The sequence below is a fragment of the Dyella sp. SYSU CM1112 genome (assembly GCF_058216415.1).
The window spans coordinates 231,798-248,316 of record NZ_JBZEGI010000007.1 but is presented as its reverse complement, the minus strand read 5'-3'; the positions used below and the strand labels follow the sequence as shown (position 1 = coordinate 248,316).

Annotated in this window: 15 protein-coding genes; 7 read left to right on the top strand and 8 right to left on the bottom strand. The window is 60.7% G+C overall.

Translation table 11 applies throughout. The features are described from left to right. Window positions 1-221: 221 nt before the first annotated feature. A complete protein-coding gene (rpmG, locus tag AC4HNJ_RS12515) occupies window positions 222-389 on the bottom strand; it encodes a 50S ribosomal protein L33 (RefSeq protein WP_026635435.1) in 168 nt (55 codons plus the stop codon). Between the two features lie 14 nt (window positions 390-403). Continuing rightward, the gene (gene rpmB / locus AC4HNJ_RS12510; protein ID WP_026635436.1) at window positions 404-640 is read right to left on the bottom strand and encodes a 50S ribosomal protein L28; all 237 of its coding nucleotides are present in this window, start codon (window positions 638-640) and stop codon (window positions 404-406) included. Window positions 641-981: 341 nt separating this feature from the next. Between rpmB and secB the strand changes: the two genes are divergently transcribed. The 3 genes from secB (at window position 982) to AC4HNJ_RS12495 (ending at window position 5,694) form a co-directional block, all read left to right on the top strand. Then, on the top strand, window positions 982-1,485 hold the full coding sequence (gene secB, locus AC4HNJ_RS12505; RefSeq protein ID WP_490479911.1) for a protein-export chaperone SecB: 504 nt from the start codon (window positions 982-984) through the stop codon (window positions 1,483-1,485). 23 nt (window positions 1,486-1,508) lie between these two features. After that, the gene (locus tag AC4HNJ_RS12500) at window positions 1,509-2,534 is read left to right on the top strand and encodes an NAD(P)H-dependent glycerol-3-phosphate dehydrogenase (RefSeq protein WP_490479910.1); all 1,026 of its coding nucleotides are present in this window, start codon (window positions 1,509-1,511) and stop codon (window positions 2,532-2,534) included. A gap of 136 nt (window positions 2,535-2,670) precedes the next feature. Continuing rightward, on the top strand, window positions 2,671-5,694 hold the full coding sequence (locus AC4HNJ_RS12495; RefSeq protein ID WP_490479917.1) for a DEAD/DEAH box helicase: 3,024 nt from the start codon (window positions 2,671-2,673) through the stop codon (window positions 5,692-5,694). 209 nt (window positions 5,695-5,903) lie between these two features. Here the strand turns inward: AC4HNJ_RS12495 and AC4HNJ_RS12490 are convergent, their stop codons facing one another. The 3 genes from AC4HNJ_RS12490 to AC4HNJ_RS12480 form a co-directional block, all read right to left on the bottom strand. Then, window positions 5,904-6,587, bottom strand: coding sequence for an HAD family hydrolase (locus tag AC4HNJ_RS12490; RefSeq protein WP_490479909.1), 684 nt, complete (start codon window positions 6,585-6,587; stop codon window positions 5,904-5,906). 53 nt (window positions 6,588-6,640) lie between these two features. Next, window positions 6,641-7,657, bottom strand: coding sequence for a glucokinase (gene glk, locus AC4HNJ_RS12485; RefSeq protein ID WP_490479908.1), 1,017 nt, complete (start codon window positions 7,655-7,657; stop codon window positions 6,641-6,643). 151 nt (window positions 7,658-7,808) lie between these two features. Continuing rightward, window positions 7,809-9,335, bottom strand: coding sequence for a S53 family peptidase (locus AC4HNJ_RS12480; RefSeq protein ID WP_490479907.1), 1,527 nt, complete (start codon window positions 9,333-9,335; stop codon window positions 7,809-7,811). Between the two features lie 215 nt (window positions 9,336-9,550). Between AC4HNJ_RS12480 and hemB the strand changes: the two genes are divergently transcribed. Beyond that, the gene (gene hemB, locus AC4HNJ_RS12475; protein WP_490479906.1) at window positions 9,551-10,549 is read left to right on the top strand and encodes a porphobilinogen synthase; all 999 of its coding nucleotides are present in this window, start codon (window positions 9,551-9,553) and stop codon (window positions 10,547-10,549) included. An 88-nt stretch (window positions 10,550-10,637) separates the two neighbouring features. On the opposite strand, the gene AC4HNJ_RS12470 is transcribed toward hemB, so the two are convergent. Continuing rightward, complete coding sequence (locus AC4HNJ_RS12470) at window positions 10,638-11,018, bottom strand: tautomerase family protein (RefSeq protein WP_490479905.1); 381 nt, start codon at window positions 11,016-11,018, stop codon at window positions 10,638-10,640. 18 nt (window positions 11,019-11,036) lie between these two features. Further along, the gene (locus AC4HNJ_RS12465; RefSeq protein WP_490479904.1) at window positions 11,037-11,606 is read right to left on the bottom strand and encodes a DUF4865 family protein; all 570 of its coding nucleotides are present in this window, start codon (window positions 11,604-11,606) and stop codon (window positions 11,037-11,039) included. Between the two features lie 109 nt (window positions 11,607-11,715). Here AC4HNJ_RS12465 and AC4HNJ_RS12460 point away from each other — a divergent pair, with 109 nt between their 5' ends. Beyond that, window positions 11,716-12,585, top strand: a complete 870-nt coding sequence (locus AC4HNJ_RS12460; RefSeq protein ID WP_490479903.1) for a LysR substrate-binding domain-containing protein — start codon at window positions 11,716-11,718, stop codon at window positions 12,583-12,585. Between the two features lie 30 nt (window positions 12,586-12,615). Here the strand turns inward: AC4HNJ_RS12460 and AC4HNJ_RS12455 are convergent, their stop codons facing one another. Beyond that, a complete protein-coding gene (locus AC4HNJ_RS12455; RefSeq protein ID WP_490479902.1) occupies window positions 12,616-13,398 on the bottom strand; it encodes a glutaminyl-peptide cyclotransferase in 783 nt (260 codons plus the stop codon). Window positions 13,399-13,499: 101 nt separating this feature from the next. Between AC4HNJ_RS12455 and AC4HNJ_RS12450 the strand changes: the two genes are divergently transcribed. Both AC4HNJ_RS12450 and AC4HNJ_RS12445 read left to right on the top strand, forming a co-directional pair. Then, the gene (locus tag AC4HNJ_RS12450) at window positions 13,500-15,341 is read left to right on the top strand and encodes a monovalent cation:proton antiporter-2 (CPA2) family protein (RefSeq protein ID WP_490479901.1); all 1,842 of its coding nucleotides are present in this window, start codon (window positions 13,500-13,502) and stop codon (window positions 15,339-15,341) included. A 74-nt stretch (window positions 15,342-15,415) separates the two neighbouring features. Beyond that, on the top strand, window positions 15,416-16,507 hold the full coding sequence (locus tag AC4HNJ_RS12445) for a glycosyltransferase family 9 protein (protein ID WP_490479900.1): 1,092 nt from the start codon (window positions 15,416-15,418) through the stop codon (window positions 16,505-16,507). The last annotated feature ends 12 nt before the right edge of the window (window positions 16,508-16,519 follow it).

The following is a 16,519-nucleotide window of genomic DNA, read 5'->3' as shown; positions in this document are numbered from 1 at the left end:
CCGATCTGATCCGCCCGCTTCAACTCGTCACAAAGAAAAAGGCGCCCTTCTTGCGAAGGGCGCCTCCTTGGCCACGGCAGCTAGTTTTGACACAGGCTGAGGAGGGCGGGCTTTTTTTGTGGAAGCATGCCATGGAGGCAAAAGAAAACCCGCCAGGAGGGCGGGTTTTCTTTTGAGGCGATCAGGTCCCGATGTTGCCGGGATGAATCGTCTTCAGCAGATCATTTGATCTTGCCTTCCTTGTAGATCACATGCTTGCGGACAACCGGATCGTATTTCTTGAATTCGAACTTGTCCGGGGTGTTCTTCTTGTTCTTCTGCGTGGTGTAGAAGTGGCCGGTGCCGGCTGAAGAGATCAAACGGATCTTGTCGCTCTTGCTCTTGGACATGGCTCAACGCTCCCTTAGATCTTTTCGCCGCGGGCACGCAGGTCGGCGATCACGGCCTCGATGCCCTTCTTGTCAATGGTACGCAGCGCCTGGTTGGAGACGCGCAGTTTTACCCAGCGGTTTTCGCTGGCGACCCAGAAGCGGCGCTCATGCAGGTTGGGCAACCAGCGGCGACGGGTCTTGTTGTTGGCATGCGAGACGTTGTTGCCGGTCTGCACACCTTTTCCGGTGACTTGGCATACACGGGCCATGATGACCTCCGTAATTACATGAATCACCCGTTAGCCAGGGTGACATCGGCCCAGCGGCGCCGTGCGCCACGCGATGCTGGAGAGTATTGCTTTCGCCGTTGCCGAGAAGTCCGCATCGCGTTGCGGAGGTACCCGTATAACCGGGCCGGCTTGGGCGAGCCGTGCATTATCCCAAAAAAAGGGGCGGGTGCGCAATGTTTGAGCAGTGGGAGCCGAAAGGCAGGGGGGAGAAAGTGGTGCGGCGCCCTTGCGAATCCTGCGTGGCGGCAATCGGGGATGTATGGAACAATCCCACCTCTTTGCGCTTCGCATGCGCGTCTTTTCGAACTTGAGGGATACCCATGGCAGAAATCATCGCCAACGGTCAGGCCAATGGCCCGGCCAACCAGCCGCAGCTGATGCTGCAAAAGATCTACGTCAAGGACGTGTCCTTCGAAGCGCCTAATGCGCCGCAGATCTTCCAGGAAATCGGTGAAATCACGGAGGCGCCCCAAGTCCAGCTGAACCTGTCGCAGCGTGCCACCGGCCTCGGCAATGATATCTATGAAGTGGTGCTGACCCTGACGCTGACCTGCACCATCAACGAGCGGACCGCCTATCTGGCAGAAGTGCACCAGGCCGGCCTGTTTGGCATTGCCGGTTTCAGCGACGAAGATCAGGCTGGCATCATCGGCAGCTACTGCCCGAACCTGCTGTTTCCGTACGCCCGCCAGGTAATCTCCAGTCTGGTGCAGGAGGGTGGTTTTCCACCATTCTTGCTGCAGCCGATCAATTTCGAGGCGCTTTACGCTGAGCAGCAGCGCCGCACGGGCCCCGGCGGCGAAGCGCCCATGCTCAACAGCTGAAAGCCCTCGACACAGACTTTGACATGACCGACCAGCCCGTCCTGGCTGTTCTCGGAGCCGGCTCCTGGGGTACCGCCCTGGCCACGCTGGCTGCGCGTAACGGCGTGCCCACCCGGTTATGGGGCCGGAATGCTGACGCCCTGACCGCGATGGCGGCCACGCACCGGAACCAGCGTTATCTGCCTGATCTGGAACTGCCATCCGGCCTCGCCTTTGAGCCCGAACTTCCGAAGGCAGTGCAAGGTGCCGCGATCGTGCTGATCGTGGTACCCAGCCATGCCTTCGCCCATATCCTGGGCGAAATCGCCCCGCTGCTCGATCCGGATACCCAGATTGCCTGGGCGACCAAGGGCTTCGAGCCGGGTACCGGCCGTTTTCTGCATGAACTGGTGGCGGAAAAGTTGCCGGGGCGTGCCGCTGCAGTCATCACGGGCCCTTCCTTTGCACGTGAAGTGGCAGCCGGGATGCCGAGCGCAGTGACGGTGCATTCGGAGAGCGAAGACTTCGCGCAGCGACTGGCCACGCTGCTGCACGCGCCAAACTTCCGTGCCTACACCGGCAAGGATGTGCTGGGTGCCGAGCTCGGCGGAGCAATGAAGAATGTGCTCGCGGTAGCCACCGGCGTGGCGGATGGCATGCAGCTAGGCCTGAATGCCCGTGCCGGCTTGATCACGCGCGGCATGAACGAGATGTTGCGTCTTGGCGTGGCCCTGGGGGCACGTCCTGAAACTTTGATGGGTCTCTCCGGCCTGGGCGATCTGGTGCTCACTTGTACCGGGGACTTGTCACGCAATCGGCGCCTGGGCATCGCCCTGGGGCAAGGTATCGGCCTTGAAGAAGCGATCGCGCAGATCGGCCAAGTGGTGGAGAGCGTTGTCACTGCCGACGAAGTGGTGCGACTGGCCGACAAACATGGCCTGGACTTGCCGATCAGCAAAGGTGTGCGGGCCGTACTGCACGGCGAAGTCACTCCTGTCGAAGGTCTGAAAGCGCTGATGGCGCGCGAGCAGAAACCGGAATACCCGAAGGGCTTGTTCGGAACGCACTAAGCATCTGCTGGCGATCTTCACGTCGTTCGCGCTGTGTTCAAGCGCGGATTTGCGACCCTCATTCGAATCTGCTTGCGGCGCGGACCCGGATCGCTGCTAAGCTCAAGGTTTTGATCGCTCCAGGGATCGCATGCGTATGCACCTACCGGACGAGAAAGAGCACGGCGATCCTTCCGCCCAGCACGATGAGCGCGAGGAAAGTCTGCCGGGCGTGTGGCGCAAGCTGCTGGCGAAGCCCGCTGCAGCGCTTGTGCACGAACACGTCGTGCTTGGTTTCTTCTTCGAGGTGATTCCAGAAGACGGTGCGCCTTACGCAAGGTTGGATGCCGCTCCGGTTTTGCTGGTGCCAAGCGAGCACGGACGCTTTACCCGTCCCGCACCGCTGGAAAGCAAGCTGCTGCTGCACACCAATCTCACCTTGCATGAACAACGGCTGGCAACGGCCGTGTTAGGTTTGCCGCAGGCGCTACGTAAATCACGCAGCTATGCACGACTGACCGGTCACGTCGGCAATGCCTTGCTGGCGGAGATGCTTGATACGGCGCCCTGCTTCCTGGGCGGTCTCGCTGGCTTACGGCTGTCGCGTGGTAAATCGCACCAACTCAACTGGCACTGGCAGCTCGAACAGGACGGCAGCCAGCGTTTGCTACCGGCTTTGCCGCATAGCCAGCGCCTATTGCGTGTGGATGGCTTGTGGTACCTGGATGCCGAACGTGCTGAGCTGGGACACCTCGAAGCAGATCCGGAAGAAACGCATTGGTTGGATCTGCCGCCGCTGAAACACGAGTACAGTCGCAACCTACGTCTTGCCTTGCCGTCCAGCCGGCTCGCACATCGTGTGCCGTTGCCGCAGGTGTTCGACGAATTGCGGCGCGCCGAACTTGCGCCCAAGCCGGTGCTGACCTTGCATGCGCTGACACGGCACGCACGACTGGCTGCCGGCACGCCGCCTCTTGCGTATGCCCGGCTCGCGTTCGATTACGCCGGTGAGCGCCTGCCTGGGCGTGGTGGCGAGCCCCTGGTGCGCAGAGTGCGTAATGGGCAGCTGGTGGAAATTGCCCGGCGGCGTGCAGAAGAACTCTCCGCCATGGAGCAGCTCGAACGTGTGGGGCTCACGCTCGGTGTTGATACCGAAGGTCTGCCGTGGGATCTCGCCGACACACTGCCTGAAGATGCGTGGCTGTTTCCTGGCAAAGGACACGCTGGTGCGCTTGAAGTGAACACGCCGGCGCGCTGGTTGGCGCTGCGTCCCAAACTCGAGGCGGACGGTTTTCTGCTGGAGTACGCGCCCAGTTTTCCGTTCGAGGTGCTCGAAGGTCCGGTGCGCTGGTATGGCCATGCGGTGGAAGACGCCGACGATCACGCGTTCGATCTGGAAATCGGTATCGAGGTCGAGGGCAAGCGTCGCAATCTGCTGCCTGCCGTCGCCCAGGCGCTGGCGGAGCACCAGCTCAATCTGAGCCCCGCACCCAATGAACCGGAAGATGCCGTGTGGTACGCGCCGGTCGACGAACGCCGTCGCGTGCCGGTGCGCTTGAAGGAGCTGCGTGGCCTGTTGGCGCCGCTGGCAGAATATCTGGAGAAGCCCAAGAGGAAGCTGCACTTGCCGCGGGTGCAGGCAGGGCGCCTGGAAGAAATCGTCGAAGCATTGCCGACCGGCGGCGAGTTGCAGGCACCCGAGCAATTGCGTGGATTCACCGCCCGTTTGCGCGATGCGGCCGAACGCGCAAGCGATGCCGTGCCGAATGGATTGACCGTTGAGTTGCGGGCGTATCAGCGAGAAGGCTTGCGTTGGTTGAACGCCTTGGCGGAGGCGGGTGTCGGCGGCGTACTGGCTGATGACATGGGCTTGGGCAAGACCCTGCAGCTGATTACGCATCTGCTGGCGTTGAAGGAACGCGACGCCTTGCAGCAACCGGCCCTGATCGTGGTACCCACCAGCCTGATTCCCAATTGGCTGGCGGAAATCGCGCGCTTCGCCCCATCATTGCGCGCGCTTGCCTTGCATGGGCCGCAGCGTAGCGGTGATTTTTCACAGATCGTTTCGCAGGACATTGTGCTGACCAGCTACGCCTTGCTGCCACGCGACGTGGTGACGCTGCGCAAGCAGCCGTTTTCGCTGATCGTGTTTGATGAAGCGCAGCAGGTAAAAAATCCGCGCACCCAGGCACGCCGTGCGGCGCTCACCTTGCGTGCTCCACGCTGCATTTGCCTCACCGGTACACCACTGGAAAACCATTTGGGAGAGCTTTGGTCGCAGGTCGATCTTTCAGTGCCTGGACTGCTTGGCGACGAAGGCGCTTTCCGGCGGCATTACCGTGTGCCGATCGAAAAGCAGCATGACGAAGAGTGCCAGGCGCGCCTTAATCGACGCCTGGCACCTTTCATCTTGCGCCGAACCAAGGCGCAGGTAGCATCGGAACTGCCGTCCAAGACCGAGATTACCCGTCGCGTGGTGCTCGATGGGCGGCAACGCGAGCTATACGAAAGCCTGCGTCTCTCGCTGGCAGACGAGTTGCGTGAGGTCATTGCGCAGCGGGGTATCGCGCACAGCGGCATCGTCGTGCTCGATGCGCTGCTGAAGCTGCGTCAAGTGTGTTGCGATCCTCGCCTGGTGAAACTGGAAGCGGCGCGCGGGGTGCGTGACTCGGCCAAGTTCGAGCTGTTGATGGACATGCTCCCCGCGCTGCTAGCCGAAGGGCGCAAAGTACTACTGTTCTCACAGTTCACCGAAATGCTGAAGCTGATTGCCGGCGAGCTGGAGCGGCGCCGCATCCGCTATGTGATGCTTACCGGCGAGACACGCGATCGCGCCGAACCTGTGCAGCGATTCCAGGAGGGCGACGTGCCGTTATTCCTGCTTTCGCTCAAGGCGGGTGGCGTGGGATTGAACCTCACTGCCGCCGACACGGTGATCCATTACGATCCCTGGTGGAATCCTGCGGCCGAGGCGCAAGCCAGCGACCGCGCGCATCGCATCGGTCAAGACAAGCCTGTGTTCGTATTTCGGCTGATTACCTCCGGCACCGTCGAAGAGCGCATCGAGGAGCTGAAAGCGCGCAAGGCCGAGCTTGCCGAAGCCGTGCTCGAAGGCGGCGGTACGCGCGAAAGACTCAGCTTCGATCAGGCTGACCTGGATGCTCTGCTGGCGCCCGCTTGATGGCAGCTTCGTCGCCGAAGAACGCGGTGGCGTGATCCTCAGTTGCCTGTTTGCCAGGCATCCGCCGCTTTTCCCTGCGCTACGGCATTGCTGCAAAAGAATAAAGCGGCAGCACACGCCAAGATTTCCGCCAATCTTGTCATCATTCCGCCCCCTGCAAGATGTTCCCCAATGGGCCTTGAACAGATGACGGTTCGATCCGATGAGGCTCAGTCGCGCGCCGCAACCTCGTCGATATGCCGCAGCAGGTCGGCTGGGTCATCGTACACGCGGAAGGCACCGGCCCGTTGCAGTTCATCCTGGCCGTATCCGCCGGAAAGCAGGCCCACGCCCAGCGCACGAGCCCGCTGTGCGGCCAGCATGTCCCAAATGCTGTCACCCACTACCAGGGCCTGATGGATATCCACGTCCAAACGTTCGGCAGCGGCGAGGAACAAGTCTGGATCAGGTTTGGCATGGCGGACCATGTCGCGTGTCACCACTGGCACTTTGTCCGGATCCACGCCGAGTGCGGCAAGGTTATGCGCGGCTGTTTCCATGCGTCCACTCGTGGCGATCGCCCATGGAATCTTTTCTTTGGTCAGAAAATGCAGCAATTCGCGGGCGCCTGGCAGGGGTCGCACCGAGCCTTGCGTATGATGCCGATTAAATGCTTCGGCGTGCCATCGCTGCAGGCGCTGGATGCGTTCTTCCGTGATATCCAGTCCCGTTTCTCTTAGCAGGATATTGGTGAACAAGCCGCCGCTCATGCCGATCTTGCGGTGGATGTTCCATACCGGCAGCATCACGCCTTCGCGGTCCAGGGATTCCTTCCAGGCCAGTACGTGCTGATACACGCTGTCGATCAGCGTGCCGTCGAGGTCGAAAAGGAAGGCCGTATTGGAGCGGGACATGACGGATTCCTCGTTGAATGGACGATGTCGGGCCGGGTTCGTCGTGTTAGTGGCTAATCGCGCGGAGGCAAGGTGCGTCCGGAGTCCAGCACGGCTATCGCTGCCGCACCGAGAAGACCCGGCTCGGGATGCGTGATGGCGATCGTCGGCACATGCTCCATTGTGTCGCGGAAGCGGCCCTTGGCTTCAAAGCGTTCCCGGAAGCCGCCGTGCTGCAGCCATGGCATGAGAATCTTCAGCACGCCGCCAGTGAGATAAACACCGTCCCAGCCACCCAGGCTGAGCACCAAATCGCCGGCCACGCTGCCGAAAATCCCGGCCAGCGTTTCCACGGTGCGCACGCATAGCGGGTCACCGCCATCGGTCGCACGCGCGGTAATGTCTTCCGGCGTGTAATCCTGGGCGGGTTGTCCGGCGATGTCGGCAAGGGCCAGGTACAGATTTACCAAACCATTGCCGCAAATCATTCGCTCGTTCGAGACACGGCCGAACCGAGCATTGAGCCGATGCAGAATTTCCACATCCTCGGCGGTATGCGCAGCGAAGCCTGCGTGGCCGCCTTCGGTTTCCAGCACGATCCAGTGCCCCTCGCGGAACAGCAGACCGGCGACACCAAGCCCGGTACCCGGACCCATTACGACGAAAGTCTGTGACGATCTGCGGTCATGCTCCGGTGGCAATGCCTGCCCCACCGGTTGCAGCTGATCTTTTTGGAGTAGCGGAATCGACATGCCTTGAGCGGCAAAGTCATTCACCAGGCGTGCGCCCTCGAAGCCGAGTTCGACCTGCAAGCCATGCGCGGATACTGCCCATGGATTGTTGGTGATCTTGACGGTCTCGCCATTGGCGATGCGCCCTGCCGCGGCAATGATCGCGTGCGAAGCGATATGGCCGGTATCGGCGAAATATTGGCGGATCGTATCGGCGAGCGTATCGAAATCCTTCACGCGATAACGCCGCACGCTGTCCATCAGCAAAGGTGTGGCAGACGCAGTGTCGGCGAGCGCAAAACGGACATTGGTGCCGCCGAGATCGGCGAGCAAGGTAGGTGACGTGATGGAACGATCCATGGGCAATCCAAAACAGCGAGCCTGACAAGACTGCCCGTTGTCGCCTCATTCGTCCAGCGCTGGCGGCCTTGAGCGACGGTGTTATGTGGTGACGTTCGCCTCGCTCCAGCAAAAGCCGGGGCGAGGCCCGCCAAGGCAGATGAAGTCGTTACTAGCTTTTCTGCGCGGTCAATGCGTTGAGCAGCCATTGACCGTTGGGACTGCCTAGACCGGTACAGGCATCCCAGCCCGGCCCTGCCTGATAGGCACCATTGTTTCCCTGCGTGATATCGCGAAACGCGGCTTCGCCGGCCCGATACAGCGCGGGGTGCACATCACCGACGGCAGCACCCAGTTTTTGGTTGAGAAGAGCGATCAGCGCTGCCCAGAGCGGAGCGACGGCACTGGTGCCGCCGATCACTTGCGACTGACCGCCGATCAGCACCTCATAACCCGTCATCGGATCGGCATTGCCGGCGACGTCGGGAACACCACGCCCAGACTGGCCGTTGGGCGAAGCCGGAACCTGCGACCCCTGCTGCCAGCTGGGAAGGTCGTATTCGACGCTGACGCCACCACCGGTGGCGCCTTCGTTGCTGGATGTTTCATTCCAGACCACCTCGCTCTGAATGGTCTGGCCATTGGCTACCAAGGTGGTACCACCGCACCCTAGCGAATAGGGGCTGGATGCCGGGAAATCGACATGCGGCTGACCGTCGCTTTCACCGTCGCTGGAGCCACTATCACCAGCCGCCACCGTAACGGTTACGCCAAGCGCAGATGCGTCCTGCAGAGCTGTTTCCATGGCAGCACGGGACTGGGTATTCCAGCTGTCTTCCGGGCCGCCCCAGCTGATGGAAATCACCGAAGGTTTGTAGGTGGTGTCGTGCGCAGCCTGGGAAATGGCTTCGTAGAAACCTTGATCGGTGTTAGGGGCGAAGTACACCGCAATCGTTGCGCCTGGGGCGAGCGCGCCGGCCACTTCGATATCCAGCATTACTTCGTCGTCAGCGTCGCCACCGCCGGGCTGGTTCTGTCCACCGCTCACAGAGACAGCCACGATTTTCGGCGGCGTAGCGATACCTAGGTTCGAGAAGTATTGATTGAGGTCGCTGCTGGTGTAACCACCTCCCAGCTCGATGATGCCGATGGTTTCGCCCGAGCCATCAGCGCCGGCGGGAAAGTTATACAGCTGCCCTAGCTGCAAGGGTGTGTAAGTGGTGCTTGGCTGCGCATGGGGCTTGCGTACATGTGGACGCGCAACCGGGCGGCGATCGAGGCCGAGCACGGCAATAGCTTCAGGAGGCAATGTAGGCGCATGGCCGCAACCGACGAATGGGGTGGATCCATCGAGCTGGTATTTGCCGAGCGCGACGCCGAATGCTTGTTCCAGTGCGGCCGGTGCGCCGCGCAAATGCAAGGCGCGACGATGGGCGGCACAGCCCGTTTCGGTCAGGCCGTGACGCTGGGCGAAGCGCCGTACATTTTCCAGATCGGCAGGATCGGCGCCGAAGTGATCACCGAATTCGCCGCGCACGAAGCGGGCAGCATGCGGCCAATCCGCGGGTGTAGGGGGCGTTGCGGAGCGGCGGCGTAACACGACAGTCACATCGATTGGCGTCGTGCTGTCATGCGGGCCGAGATACTTCATGCCTTCGGGGGTGGTCCAATGCGACCTACGCTTGGCGGGTTGACTCATGGCGCGACTCCTGACGAGAGGGGCATGTGCCATGAAAGATGGCACATAAAATGTGTCGAACTCGCGCACGCGCGAATCGACGTTCATCTCCTGTGCGTATTTTTCCGCTTGTCTATCTCACCCGATGAGTCGCATGTACGCGGCGCCCTGCCTAAACCTGCACATGCCGGTGGCGCTACAATGGGACACATAAATTCCTCGCACGAGATCGATTTATGAACTTCCCCTCGATCCGTATGCGTCGCATGCGACGCGACGCTTTTTCTCGTGCATTGATGCGCGAACATACGCTGCTTCCCACCGACTTGATCATGGTGGCGTTCGTGATCGACGGTGAAGGCAAGCGCGAAGCGGTGCCATCGATGCCCGGAGTGGAGCGGCTGTCCATCGATGGCTTGTTGGCGCTGGCCGGTGAATGCGTGCAACTGGATATTCCAGCGCTGGCCTTGTTTCCTTCGCCGGGTGCATCCGTGAAGACCGAAGACGCCGCCGAAGCGTGGAATCCGCAAGGCTTGATGCAACGCGCGACACGCGCTTTGAAAGCGAAGTACCCGCAATTGGGTCTGATCGGCGATGTCGCGCTGGATCCGTACACCACGCACGGCCAGGATGGCTTGATCGACGAAGAGGGTTACGTGATGAACGAGCCGACTGTCGAAGCGCTTATCAAGATGTCGTTGGCACAAGCTGAAGCCGGCATGGATTTTGTCGCGCCTTCAGACATGATGGACGGCCGTATCGGTTCGATTCGGGATGCCTTGGAAAACGCCGGTTACATCCATACGCGCATTCTTGCTTATTCCGCCAAATACGCGTCGGCTTTCTATGGTCCGTTCCGGGATGCGGTAGGTTCTGCAGCCAATCTTGGCAAGGGCAACAAGCACACGTATCAGATGGACGTCGCCAACAGCGATGAAGCCTTGCGCGAAGTGGAACTGGATATCGCCGAAGGGGCGGACGCCGTGATGGTGAAGCCCGGGCTGCCGTATCTCGACGTGTTGCGTCGCGTGAAGGACGCGTTCGGCATGCCGACGTTCGTGTACCAGGTCAGTGGCGAATACGCGATGTTGAAAGCGGCGGCGCAAAAGGGCTGGCTTGATGAACGTGCCGTGGTGCTTGAAGCGCTGACGGCATTCAAGCGTGCCGGCGCTGATGCGATTCTCACGTATTACGCCATCGACGCCGCACGTTGGTTGCGCGAGCGTCACGCTTGATCCGGAATCTGTTTCCCGGTCTCCTTGCCGTCCTTTCCGCGCTGGTGGCGCTGGCGGCAAGGAAACATGAGTCGTCCACGGTGTGCGTTTAGGCGTATTGGGCGATGCCATGCCCGAATGACCAATTTTCCTTCGCGGTTTCCAGCAGATTGATGAGGACGTTCTCGGGACGCACACCTGGATCGGCGGCGAGTTTTTCCGCCACGCTCCGATAGAACGCCTGTTTCTGCGCAACAGTGCGTGTGTTGTTGCAGGCGATCTGGATGATGACCAAGTCATCGCTGCGCGCAATGCCGAGATAGTTCGGGTCGTAATCGAATTCATCCGCATCGTGTTGGCCGACCAGGATGAAGCGGTCGTTTTCCGGCACGTTGAAAGCTTCGATCATGGCAGCATAAATGCCATGGCGAAGCGCGGCGATGTAGGCGGAGGATTTACCGCGGCGCAAGTCGATGCGAACGAGAGGCATGGGGATACTCCTTCAGCGTCAGGCTGTTTTCGAAGGTTGAGAGACGTGGCCGATTTGATAGTGATCCACGTTTTTGTCAGGAATGATGGGGACGCCGCCCCATAATCTGAAGCGCGTGACCGTCCAGTCGGTCGGGCTGAACGCACTGATGGCAGCGAGCGCGCCATCAGCAATAGCCGCTTGCATGCGTGTATGTTCCGTGTCGTGCACAACGCTCAATGCCTCATGCGCAAGGATCGCTGCGCTTTCGCAAGTAGCGTGAGTGGCGACGGAAAGATCGGGCGCCATTTCCGCATGCCATACCGACCACAGGCGTATTGCCGGCCGTCCGAAAGATGCCGTTACGCCGGCAAAGCCGGCCCCGCTGAGAAAGGCGTTCATGCCTGCCGTGTCGTGCCATAGGTAGAAGGGTGCGTAGCAATTGTCCCGGCCAGCATGAGGAGAGGCGTGGCGATCGGCATAGAGGTAAGCCTTGAACGCGAGTCGTGGGAAGCCATCGGTGAGGTGCCCTCGCTCGGCAATGCGTTGACGAATGATCCCCATGTCGTAATCGGCGGGCAGGGCAATGCGGTATTGCATGGCGATCATGGTGCTGGGCTGCTCTGAACGTGATGGATGGCGCCAAGCCTAGTCCGAGAGCATAATCCTGAAAATCGGGAAATTTTGGACTTACAATTCCAAAAAACGGGATGGTGCAATGAGCCGTCTTACCTTCGATCTCGACGTCATGCGCAGTTTCGTGACTGGCATGGAGCTTGGCAGCTTCGCCAAGGCGGCCAATCGGCTTGGCCGTTCCACATCGGCCATCAGCGCCCAGTTGAAAAAGCTGGAGGAGCAGGCAGGCACATCTTTACTGCGCAAGGCAGGGCGGGGCATGGCGCTCACCGAGGCGGGCGAAGTCATGCTGGGATACGCACGTCGACTGCTTGAATTGAACGACGAGGCCGCCAGTGCCGTGCGTGGTGTTCAACTGGAGGGACGTGTACGACTTGGCATGCAGGAGGATTTCGGCGAGAGCGTGCTGCCCGAGGTCCTTGGGCGCTTCAAGCGAGCCCATCCCAAATTGCGCGTGGAGGTGCACATCGCACGCAACAGCACATTGCTGCAATCGCTGGAAACAGGTCGGCTCGATCTTGCCTTGGCGTGGGAGACGGAACCACGCGCAGCACCTCGGCGGCATATCCGCAGCTTGCCCATGTGTTGGATCGGGAGTGACACCGGCGTGGCTCCGTATGAACCGGGTGAGCCAGTGCCCTTGGTGATGCTGGAAGCTCCCTGCCTGATGCGTACCGCGGCGATCGACGCCCTGGATCGAGCCGGTCTCGCCTGGCGCATTGCGTTTACCAGTGCGAGCCTGGCGGGAACCTGGGCGGCAGTAAAAGCAGGACTGGGTATCAGCGTGCGCACACCGTTAGGTTTGCCGCCCGATTTACGCACGATGGACGCTTCAGCGATGAAGTTGCCTTGGTTGCCGGAATTGGGATTGGCGCTTTATCACAGCGATGTTGAGCTGACACCGGCAGTGGCGCGGCTGGCGGAGCTCATCGTGCAGCGTGTCGGAATCTAAACGACTTTTGTTGCGTCGCCGGGCGGGCGCTCAATGGCCGGATGGCGGCGTGAGCGTAATTTCGTAAATCAACGGCCAGCATTTGCCGGTGACAAACAGGCGGTTGTGCCTTGCGTCGTAAGCGATGCCGTTGAGCACGTCGTTGGAAGGATCGGGGGTGTCTTCAGGCTTGGGTCCCAGGCCCGTGAGGTTGATCACGCTGATCACTTTCCCGCTTGCCGGATCGATCTGGGCGATCGCATGGGACAACCATACGTTGGCGTAGATCTTTCCTTTCACCCATTCCAGTTCGTTGATATTGGCGAGCGGCTTGCCTTCGGCGGTCACGTCAATCTTGCCGACCTGCTTGAGCGTTTCGGGATCGAGGATGCGAATGGTAGGTGTGCCATCGCTCATGTAGATGCGATGACCATCATCGGTCAGTGCCCAGCCTTCGCCGGGATACTCGAACTGGCCGATGCGCTTGAATGTTTTCAAGTCGTAGATGAAACCGTGATGGGATTGCCAGGTAAGCTCGATCAGCCGGTTCTTCCATGCCACGATGCCTTCACCGTAGTCCGGCGGCGGAAGCTTGACCTGCTGCAGCACCTTTCCGGTCTTGATGTCGACCTTGCGCACCGATGACTGGCCCACGGTACCGGTGGCCTCGTAAAAGTAGCCGTCGCGGTAGAAAAAACCCTCGGTATAAGCACCCGCGTCATGCGGATAGGTACGCACGATCTTGTACCCATACACCGGAATACCGGTTTGACCATGAGCGGTGGATGTCAGCAACAGGGCGAGGACGGCAAGCAGGCAAAAGATGGATTTCATGGCGCCGGATCATCCCATGTCTGGCGCCGTTTCGTCAGCAGCATGCTTTTACGGCATCGCATGAAATAATCGCCGCAAGGCGACGAGATGGTGGAGCGAGCGTGGGCAGTCATCATTTTCTGCAGACCGCGGTGGTCTTCCTGCTGGCCACGGTGATCGCCGTGCCGCTGACCAAGCGGTTCCGGCTCGGGGCGGTGTTCGGTTATTTGCTGGCGGGCATCGTGATCGGTCCGGCCGAGCTGCGCCTCATTGCTGATCCGCGCGGTGCCGGCGATATCGCCGAGTTCGGGGTGGTGCTGATGCTGTTTGTCATCGGCCTCGAGCTTTCGCCAAAACGATTATGGGTGATGCGCAGGGCAGTCTTCGGCACCGGCCTGCTGCAAGTGCTCGGCTGCGGCATCGTGATCGGTGTGATCGCTCATCAATGGTTCGGGCTGGCCGCCAGTGCCGCAGCGGTTGTCGGGGGGAGCCTGGCCTTGTCTTCTACGGCATTTGGTCTGCAGATTCTCGCCGAGCGCAAGGAAGCGGGATCGGCCTATGGAAGACAGTCGTTCGCCATCCTGCTGTTTCAGGACCTCGCGGCCATTCCTCTGATTGCCGCCATTCCGTTGTTGACCTCTTCGACGCCTCATCATGGCGTGGACCCACTCGCGGTACTGCGCACCGTGGCGGTAATCGTCGCCGTGGTGATCGGTGGCCGCTACTTGTTGCGGCCGATATTTCGCATCGTGGCGCGTACCGATTCGGTGGAAGTGTCGACCGCGACCGCCTTGCTGGTCGTCATGGGGACGGCACTGTTGATGGAAGAGTTCAACGTATCCGTCACGCTTGGCGCTTTCCTGGCGGGGGTACTGCTTGCGGATTCGGAATATCGCCACGAGCTGGAATCGAACATCGAGCCCTTCAAGGGATTGTTGCTCGGCTTGTTCTTCATCAGCGTCGGCATGTCCATGCAAATCGATTTGCTACTGCAGGATCCGGTATTCGTGCTGGGCCTTACCTTCGGACTGTTGCTGATAAAAGGTGTGTTGCTGTGGCCCCTTGGCCTGACCCTGGGCGGTCTTCATCGCCGCGATGCCATGCGTCTTGCGGTGCTGCTTGCCAGTGGCGGCGAATTTGCCTTCGTGGTGTTGCGCCAGGCAACCGAGCGAGGCCTGATCGACCAGCATCAAGGCAGCGTGCTGGTGTTGGCGATTACGCTCTCCATGGGGCTTACCCCACTGCTGGTGGCCGTCACCGGCAAGTTGCTGGGGGCGAGCAAAAAGGAAGCACCCGCCCGGCCCTTCGATACCATCCATGCTGATCGGCCCCGCGTGATCATTGCCGGGTACGGTCGCATGGGCCAGATCGTCGCCCGCGTGCTGCGTACGCGCAGGATCCCGTTCGTGGCGCTGGATCACTCGGTCGAGCAGCTTGAACAGGTGCAACGCTTTGGCAACAGCGGCGACATCTTCTACGGAGACCCGGCACGTCCCGAGTTGTTGCGCGCCGCCCAGGCAGACAAGGCAGAAGTGTTCGTGTTGGCGACCGATGATCCGGAGTCCAGCTTGCAAGTCGCGCGTGTCGTGCGGCGGCAATATCCGCATTTGAAAATCATCGCACGCGCACGCAATCGGCAACACGTGTGGCGTCTGATGGATCTGGGAATCGAGGAACCCGTGCGGGAAACCCTGTATTCCAGCCTGAAGATGAGTCGTCAGGCGCTTGAGGCGCTGGGGGTGACCGCGGAAGAAGCCATGGCGGAAGTCGAGCGTTTCCGGCACCGGGATGCAGAGTTGTTGAAGGTGCAGTACCTCGTCTATGACGACGAGGCTAAATTGGTGCAAACCACGCGCGAAGCCTTGGAGGATCTCGACAGGCTGTTCCAGGCCGATGCGGAGACCACAGCGACGCCCACCGCAAAAGGATCAGATGCGGATACCCCTTTGATCGGAGAGCAATAGGAGCAAGAACGTGCGGTAAGTTGCCCGTAAGTGATCGATACGCATCATCGCCGTTCATCCGTCGCAGGTCGCGCATGCCCATACCCCTCCGTCCACTTGTTATCCGGTTCGGCCGTCTGGGCGATACCTTGCTGCTACAACCCTTACTACGACGGCTGCATGCGCGTTACGGACAGCCATGCAGTTTGCTTGCAGCAGGCCATTACGCCGCCGAGCTCTATCGCGGCCAGCCCGATGTAGCGGAAGTGATCGCCTTATCGTCCCATCATCGGCCGTTGCCATTGAGTCTGGAGCAATGGCGAACGATCCGCGTGCTACGTCGCATGCGAGATGTGCCGATTTATGTATGCGAGCCGCAGGCGCGCTCGTTGGCGCGTATCCGGTGGCTGCTGAAAATGGCCGGCATTCCCGACCAGCATTGCGTTTACCTCAACGACATTCCACTGGCGCCGGGTGGCCATTGGATCGAACACCTGCTGCAACTCGCGGATGCGACGCCGGTCGCCTTCCGTGATCGCTATGCGAGCGTGACATGTGCAACAAGCGCCGTGCCCGAATTCGTCGTGAGTGGGCCGGACCGCGCCGATTGCGATCGATGGCTGGCCGAACGCGGATTCTCGGGTCATCCCCTGGTGCTGTTGCAACCGGCGAATAAGCGCACGATGCGCTGGAACGGTGTGCGCAAGGCCAGCGACGACGACAAGGCATGGTCCATCGACAACTGGTGTCGCGTCATTGATGCTGTGTTTGCGCCATTACCGCAGGCACGCGTGCTGCTCTGTGGATCGCCGGCCGAGGCGGGTTATCTTGCCGGCATTCGCGCGAGGGCGGGCCACGCTGGCGTGGACGTCGTGGCAAAGGAGTTGCCCTTGCCGCGCCTGAAAGCATTGCTGGCCGTAGCGCATAGCATGATTTCCGTCGACACGGGGCCTGCACATATGGCGGCTGCCATGGGGTGTCCGCTGGTGGTGATGTTCGGTTCGGTATCGCCGAGTCACTGGAAACCACGCAGCAGCCATCCTGATGCAGTACTTGCATTAGGTGGTCCGCCAATCAGCCGGCGCGTCGACGCCCTCACACCTGGGCAGGTAATCGAGGCATGGCAGGCGCTGCCATCGCGCGCAAGCGTTTCGAAATCGGCGCCTGTTCACCGTGCCGAGCCGTAGGCTGCGGCAAGA